An 8,416-nucleotide genomic window follows, 5' to 3' on the forward strand; every position below is an offset into this window, starting at 1 on the left:
GACAATACAGAATGAATCTTAATGAAAACTCTTATCTTTACAAATAATACTATGCTAAAACCAAATCCAAAAGCGTTGTTAATGCCTAAATTCACATTCCATTAACCAATTTAAAAAGCCTTGAATTGGGATCGAGTTAATGGTCTCCTGTTTTTGAAGATTCTTGCTGAGTTTCAAGAAATATTTTGTTGGTTGTCGAAACTGATTTGCTTCTTTATTGCCTATTTGACCTGAGCTAAAAATATTTTCGGCGTTGATGCGAACTGTGAACGGATCTACTTGTGTTCCAGCTGGTATACCTGAAACACAAAAAGGGTCTGCACTCAAATCTGAGCTTGGGATCATTTGTCTCAATACAATCAAGAGTAAAGCGTTGTAAGCTGTTCCACCCCAGGTAAATAATCTTCGATCTTTAAAAGTCCATTGACTTGGTATTTCCTTATATAGCTCAGCGATAGCCCATGTTAGCCTTCTTGAAAAACTATGCATGCCACGTGTTCCTGGCAAACGAGCCAAATAGTTTTTCCTTTTTCCCCCATGATATTTTTCAACAAAAATTTCTCCTTCCTGAGACTCTTCAAGCCTTTTGATTTTTCCAGATATAAAAAAACTTCCTGAGGTAAATCCTCGATTTTCAAAATGAGCTACTGGATCACCTGTTGATGTATCAGTTACTGCCCGTCCAATTGCTCCTGAAATAACAGTATGGATTTGCCTTTTATCACCGCTATCCATTAAGTCGTCGTTTAGTATCAAATTCCCGCCAATACTCATGAGTGCACCAGTTTCCAACATATCATCCACTACGGATTCAAATCCATTACCACCGGAACGGAGGATAATTGTTTTTTTCGTAACAGGCACGTCATGTCTGATGCCATACCAAACATAACTTAGAACTTGTTGAAAGCAGACTGAAGGTCTTTCATATTCATGAACATCATCAAGTATTCCATTTTCAGCACAATGAAGTAAAGCACGAAATAAGATTTCATCATGGTTGTTGTCGCAAAGACAAAGGACGTGACAAATCCCAGATCGTCTATTACCTCGACCAATTCTTTGCAAGAATGAACTGATGGAGAACGGAGGATCGATCAAGACCACAGTATCTATGTTACCAATATCAATACCGAGTTCAAGTGTGGACGTAGACACGCAAATCCCGGACGTTTCCTCGCGCATAGCTTCTTCAACTTTTTCTCTTTCAGCTGCTGAAAGGATACCCATATGCATATGAACTGGCCATTTTGAAGTTGTTAAAATATCGTGTATTGAAGCAGCAAATTGATGAGCACTGTTTCTAGTATTACCGAATGCTAAAATTTTTCGAGCACTTGAATTATCAAGCCATTTTTTGAAAACAATTGGCTTGCTTTTCGAAACATCTGAGTTGAGTATACTAAGACTGATATTGCGAGACTCTCCACTTGAAATAATTTTTGAGTGTTTTCCAAGCCAAAGTTGCGAAACTCTATAAATATCATCAATTGTTGCACTCATACCAATGAACTGTACAATATCGCGACTATCATATGGATCATTGCAATGTTTTTTAATTCTTTGTGTAATATGCCTTAAATGTTGGCCTCTTGGTGTTCCATGTAAAAGATGTATCTCATCAACTACAAAAGCACGTACATAAGCCATTTCATTCAAACGCATCAAACTTAATGAATCCAAAGCTTCAGGAGTGCAAATTAAAAGAAATACCCCATCAGGGCTTTTAAATTCATGACGGTCTCCAGTATATCTTGCCACAATACCTTCAGGTCTTTCACAAAAGTAATCTTGCATGCGGTGAAAAAGATCGTTCACCAAAGCCTTTGTTGGAGCAATGTATATTACCCCTAGCCTATTACGCCCAAAAGAAACATGTCTTTGATACAGAGGAGCAAGCGCAGCCTCAGTCTTACCAGTTGCCGTAGGTCCTGAGATTAAAACTGAATCACCCTTTATTATATAAGGCATTGATTTAGCTTGGATATCTCTCGGAATACGTTGTCGAAAGAAAATTGGCCAGGAGTCTGGCATCATTCTGGAAAGACTTTTCAATTCATGATCGTTCCCATGGCAGGACATTTCCAGTGACCTCATTGCATACACGATCAATAGTTTTCAATAGATCGTTTAGCGAATCAGTATTATTAGAGATAAGCATCGCTGGGACAAGAGATGCAAGCTTAATCCATAATCTATATACCTTTCTATTTAAAGGGACAGATTCAAAGTGTTCAGTTAATAACTTTGCGACTTGCTCAAAGCCATCATTATTCTGAAAGACACTGGCTTTTAAGGGATAATATTCATAAAATCTTTTAAGAAAGTTATTAACCCAAAGGTAATATTTATCTGTTGTTGGAGGAAATAATAAATGTTTGTCTGTTTCTCTATGTAAAAAAATACATTCGTCGCGTAATGAGTCCGCTGAAGTGAAAGTTTCATCTCCAGGTGTAAGGCCAACAAAAAGTGGAAAGTGAGGACCGCTAACCCAGTATTTTGAGAGATCATGTCCAAAGTCGTTCAATTCTGGTTCAGGCAAGCTGCTTAATGGAAAATGAGCGCATCTGCTTAATATATCGAAAAAATTATTAGCTCGAGTCCTACGTAGAGCAGTAAAGCCCCGTACATGTTCTGCTTCATCGAGAATTATTGCAAGACCTTTATAGCCAAGGGCTCTACAAATTGCATTAATTACTACTAAGTGATGGCAATAAATTTCACTTGTTTCTTTAATTTGAGGCATCAAAGGTAACAACTGTGCTTTTCTGCCTGCATTTGTTACCATTCTACGTACATCACCCATATGAGCTTTTTGACCTGCAAGCCAGTAGCAAAAGCGAATATAATCATGATCATCATTATGGGGGTAGTGCATTATTGTTGAAAGTGCATTTCTAAACCAAGGAGAGGACTTTACAAGGGGCAGGTCTTGGATGTTATCCCAATTTAAGCGGATTTCTTTAATGAGACTCAGAAACCCTTCATTTTTTGAACCATCATCTTTTTTTGGAAAATTAAGGTTGGCCATTAATGATCGATAGACTAAGACAGGTTTAGCTGGGTCTGCAGCTTTAGGGTCGAATTCTGTAAAAGCTGTCACCCATCCTGATCGAAGAGCTACGGCACGAACAATATGTAAAAAATGTGACTTGCCTGTTCCATAATCCCCAAAAATAACTTTACACAATCCATGAATTGGAGCTTCTTCAAGCCAAGAATTGATTAAATCTTGATTTTCCTTACCATCTATGGAGTATGCTATTAGTTCATGTGAGTCAGGAGGAACTATGCCAAGATTTACCGCTTCAAATGCCCTTCTAAAAGAAATCTTATCGTATTCTTTTTCACTGTAGTTTGGCAAAACAGGTGCAAGTGAATTAAATATACCCAAATCTTTTATTTGAACATCGATAGTTTCTCCAAAAAATTTTACAGAAGCAATCTCGCCCAAAACCTGAACGACTTTGCCAGGCCCAAAGTCAGGGTGTTCTACTTTGTCACCAAGCTTAAGCCTCATGCATCCTCCTCAAAAACTCCTGAATCTTGATCTCGAATAAAAGAAATTGCTTCCTGGAGGTTGGCAGACTTTTGGTCATGAACTTGGTTAACTAAAAATTTACAGTAAGTTGAAACAAAGGCTCTAGGCGGAACTTTATCAAAATAATGCATCACTTCTTTTTGAGCATCAATAATATTTGACATGTTTTTGCGTTGAAGTTCTCTATCAAAAATAAAATTATCTGATTTTTCGAAAACATCCATCAATTTTTCTCCGATAGATATCGTTACATCATTATTATATAAGACATCTAAATTAATTAATGGTGTGATTGGCATGCCCGGTCTGAATGATGCCGATCCTATTCGATCTTTCAAAGCTCTGTAATTTGAAATGACATCGCTTCTAAAATCTGGTGTAGCTGCGTATATAAACATTATGCCTGCAAATTCTCCTTCAGCACTGTCATTTATCATGCTCAACATGTTTTCTATAGCCTGTTTCTGTTTAATGCTACCTCTTCGAAAAGACGCAGTCCTCGTGCCTTCATCAAAAGCGATCATGAACCCTCTATAACCCATTTCAGTTCTAAGAAAATGGATTGTAGTCTTAAGCCTTGAAAAAGCATTGTTTTCGTTTGCGGGCTCTGAAAGGCCAAGTTCCTTAAGACCTTTTGAAGATATCTTAGTGCCACGGACCCATGAGATAAGCTCATCATCTGTAACATTTTTACTTGCACCACATTCTAAGTCTAGGATTCTTTTTCCAAGTGCTTGCAACCCAACGAACATCTGAGGATTTTTTACGCCAATTGCCGGAGAATTAAATGTGCGCTTTATACCTGCAGCTATTTGATTTGGAACCTCTTGGCCTTTATCAACACCAAGCTCTCTAAGTTTTTTTTGCACCCATCTTTGCAACAAGACCTCTATCCCTTTGGGAGATTGACCCTCCTCTTCTGGTATTCTTGGAGCAAGAAATGATGACATAACATTTTGAAATATTGCCAGTTGAGAGCTGAATGGGCATTCTTTGCCAATACTTACAACAGATGTCACTATTCCATTATTTTGGGCTTTATTGCTTAAGCTCAAAATGAATTGTGTTTTTCCAAGCCCATAATCACCTTCAACATATTTAAAACAAGATATTCCTTCTGCTAGATCTTCTTTAAAATATTCTTCTTCTAAGATATTCAGGACATTGTCTGTTCCAGCATTAATTAAATACGAAGAAACCCCTGGAGCGACAGGTGAGTCTAAAAGCTGTCTCTTTAATAGCCTTGCTTCTCTTCTGGTGATATCCATAATTATCCTTCCTCTCAGTTTCTTTTTTTCCTCATGTAAATCATAGGCCTTGTTATTGTCCCTTCGTTATCTTCAGGAAAGTAAAATGCCTGTTTTGACTGATGTAATGTTGCTGAAACAAAATCATATGTATTACTCAATTCCTTTATAGTTATGTTTTGCATTAAATTAGCGATAAAAGCTGCTTCTGGCCGGTCAATAAAAAATGACTTTCTGGGATTATTCCAAAATTTTTCATCTTGTCCAGCCACCTTAAACATCCTGGCAACATCTCTGATCAATACCTTGTCCAAACTTTCAGAAAAGTGTCTGGCCATGGTCCAACTTAAATCAAGTCGGTTGCGAAAAACTTCTACTGGCAATAAAAGTTCTTCAATAAAACCTTGTGCTTCTGAATGTGCTTTTATAATATACTCTATGTCTGGCGGGATTTTTGATATAATTGGATAGTGTTTGGTTAAAGACCAAGCCCATTCTTTCCCTCCCTTTGATGAAACCAAAATGAAGCGACCGGCAAAAAAATGATTGTTCTTATTACCTGTTGGTGCATCAAGTGCCTTCAAAGCTTGGACCGAAAACCTTCTTATACCTTCCTGAGTCTTGAGACTGTTAAGCTTATCTTTTAATTGCTTTTTTATGCCCTTAATTTCTTCGCTTACACTGCTGGGCAAAGATAAACCTTCCTGTGACTCAAGTGATATTATTTCCTGCATCCTTTCTATTGGTGCAGGTGGAAGGTCCAGTCCTTTTGCCTTTGTATTCCCTTGACCAAGAATACGGAAGAATTTGACCCGGTTGCTACCTGTCGATTTATCAATAAGATTATTTTTAGCAGCAAATTTTTCAAATTCAGGGAAAAGAGGCTGCCTTTGACTGTCGTTCATTGAAAAAGCTCCTTAAAATGATTATGATACGCGGAAGGTTTCAAAAAGGCTTTGATCAACATTTTGTAACAGTCTTGGAAACTCTTCACACAATATTGCCAAGCGCCTTGTGGGCCTGGACAAAGCAACATATGCCCTGTTCGTGGTAAAGTTGAGAGATGCCCGTTCAACATCATCCAACCCAAGCACAATACATGCATCAAATTCTAACCCCTTAATACGTTCAACGCTTGTTGTTATAAGGTGTTGATTGTCATTATTAGACTCCCATATTTCTGCCAAGGGAACGCCAAGATCCAGTAGATTCGTGCGAAGACGTTCCATACTCTCTTGATCTTCATTAATTTGAATGAGTGCAATACTCTCAATAGATGAGCGACTAACAATATTATAGATCTGTTTGATTCTCAGCGCAAAATCAGAGGTTCGACAAAGATATAATTGAGGCTTAATATCTTTTATCCTGCTATTTGAATAAAAGCTGGCTTTTTCTCCGAAAGCAGACTTGAAAAAGGATTCCAAAAAAAGAGCAATTTGTTGGCTTTGTCTCATATTCTGAGCAAATGGATATTGTCTGTGACTATTGGAATGATAGAGATGATTGCCAATAGAAAAACCATTCATATCAGTCATTCCCCACACCGGAGAAACAATCTGTCTAAAATCAGCAGAAACAGTAAGTGCTCCTTGAGGATGAACCAGGGAAGCCAAAAGTGATGCCTCTGCTACACATAGGTCCTGCGCTTCATCAATCACTATGTGCGTCCATCGATCATCTTCTTTCTTTCCCATAATACTGAGAGAACTGGGAATATTGCGAAAACGATTTTCATGATGAATGATTTCAGGCAAAAAAAAGCGCAACATCCACGCAAGCCAAGGCTCTTCTTCTGGTCCGTAATAACGATTTTTCCAATCCTGCTGCATGCTTTGAATTACCTCGTCTGCATCAGCACGAGATGCTGTCCCTTTTTTTATCCTTTCTCTGCCTTGTTCGAATTTTCCAGACCAGTAATATATCAGGGCATCTAATGGATCATAAACATGATAAATCCACTGCTTGAACAAATTGTCAAAATGCTCACGATCAACCTCATTTAGAGCACTTCTATATTCCTCATATTGATGATTCACTCGAAGATATATGTTGTCTAGTCTTAGTTTTGAAGAAAGCAGGTTTTTAGACGTTGAAAATTCTGAACATCTGGATAATGCCAGTGCCAAGGAGTCACAGGCATTATTAGATCCTAGATAGTTGGGTGAATTTTTAGCCCAATCAGCTTGATGAGCTTTTCTCAGACGATCTGAAATCTGCAACTCATAGGTTTGACATAGCTTCAATAGGTCATTAGCGGTTCCAAGACCAAAGAAAGCTTTTCTGGCTCGTTCTTCAAGATGTGGCAATTTCCTGGGCCTCTGCCTGGCCTCATGTTTATATTGCCATATATCACCGAGGTAATTGTTGATAAATAATGGTACTAACTCGATAAGCCCAGCTGGTAATTCCAAACCTTCTGTTATTAAATCTTTTGAGTATTCAATTAGGTTTTGATTCCCTAGAAAAATGCGAGTATGTGCTGGGGTATAAGAAACCTTAGGCTGCAAAGTTCTAACTACCGGACTCAAATATTCGTTAATTAAAAAACGAACACGCTGAAACGCCACAGTGGTTTTTCCACTTCCAGGTGCGCCTGTAACAAATAGCAATCCATCCATTTTGCTAATAAAAGCGCTGATCTGATCTGATGTCATATCAAACTTGACAGTTTTAAGGCCTGTCTTTGGCTCAGGCGCTTTTTCTATTCTAACTCTGCCTAGAGGATCATAGAGGCCTACAATTTGAGGAATTACCTGGTTGAAAAGTGCCCTGACCAAAGGCTTAACGCTGACTAGGGTTAACTCTTCGTTGTCCACGTCATGTTCAATGTTTAGCTGCTGAGATAAGGCTAATTGAAAGCCTGGATGCGTCCACGATAGAATAATAATTCTTTTGTCACCAGTTACTAACACAGTATTGCAGTTCACCTTCTCATTTGCGTACCACAATTGTTTCCTTTTGAGAATATTGCCACTTTGACCTTCCGTTTCTGTAAGAACTTCAGCCATTGCCTGGAAAGGATTATTAACAATATGATTAAGACTCTTAAGCTCCTGATGCTTATAATTATATCTATCTGTAGCTGCGCTTTGAGTATTTCCTGTAAAATTTATTGGGAGAGTAAAATGATTACTATTCTCCCTAATTTTTTTTTGAGAGAGATTTTTTGCGATTAAGGCATTTTTTAAATCCCTTTCACAGTATTCAGTTAACTTGTCTTGATTCATCAGGTCCAAAGGTTCAGGCACCTAAAACCTCCTTGTAAAACAAAAAAACGCATTAATTGATACGATCCATTTTCACATGTTCAAACTGAATATTCAAAGGCTCAGGTCTTTAAAAAAGGTTTCAGGCTAATTCATGCATCAAGGATGATTTCCAGTTGTGATAACGTCCTTCTCTAACTGCCTGGAAGAATTCCGGGATGTCTTCAGGAGATAAGAAATAAAAAAAATAAAGCCATCCTTTAGCTTTTTCTTCAAGTTTCTGATTCAGAATTGTTTTCTTTGGGGTCGGACCTAACCATCATCCTTAAATATCAGGATAAATATCCCAAAACAGCCTATTTTCGGAGCTTAGAAGCCCCATTTTACCCTCAAAAACATCATTGTAAGCCGATACAGGT

At 38.0% G+C, this 8,416-nt stretch carries 5 protein-coding genes; all 5 read right to left on the minus strand.

Annotated elements, in window-relative coordinates:
* Positions 1-78 precede the first annotated feature (78 nt).
* Genes LZ23_RS21545 through LZ23_RS21565 form a run of 5 tightly spaced genes read right to left on the minus strand, consistent with a single transcriptional unit; the run spans position 79 to position 8,039 of the window.
* On the minus strand, positions 79-2,097 hold the full coding sequence (locus LZ23_RS21545; RefSeq protein ID WP_084591187.1) for a DEAD/DEAH box helicase: 2,019 nt from the start codon (positions 2,095-2,097) through the stop codon (positions 79-81).
* The gene (locus LZ23_RS21550; RefSeq protein ID WP_045217609.1) at positions 2,057-3,520 is read right to left on the minus strand and encodes a BREX system ATP-binding domain-containing protein; all 1,464 of its coding nucleotides are present in this window, start codon (positions 3,518-3,520) and stop codon (positions 2,057-2,059) included. The genes LZ23_RS21545 and LZ23_RS21550 overlap by 41 nt, the downstream gene beginning before the upstream one ends.
* Entirely contained in the window at positions 3,517-4,809 is a 1,293-nt protein-coding gene (locus tag LZ23_RS21555; RefSeq protein WP_045217612.1) for a BREX system ATP-binding domain-containing protein, read from the minus strand. The genes LZ23_RS21550 and LZ23_RS21555 overlap by 4 nt, the downstream gene beginning before the upstream one ends.
* Positions 4,810-4,823: 14 nt before the next feature.
* Positions 4,824-5,693 (minus strand): hypothetical protein, encoded by an 870-nt coding sequence (locus tag LZ23_RS21560; RefSeq protein ID WP_045217614.1) that lies wholly within the window; start codon positions 5,691-5,693, stop codon positions 4,824-4,826.
* Positions 5,694-5,714: 21 nt separating this feature from the next.
* On the minus strand, positions 5,715-8,039 hold the full coding sequence (locus LZ23_RS21565; RefSeq protein ID WP_045217616.1) for a helicase domain-containing protein: 2,325 nt from the start codon (positions 8,037-8,039) through the stop codon (positions 5,715-5,717).
* Positions 8,040-8,416: the final 377 nt, after the last annotated feature.

The organism is Desulfonatronovibrio magnus, from assembly GCF_000934755.1.
In the GTDB taxonomy this organism is placed as follows: domain Bacteria; phylum Desulfobacterota; class Desulfovibrionia; order Desulfovibrionales; family Desulfonatronovibrionaceae; genus Desulfonatronovibrio; species Desulfonatronovibrio magnus.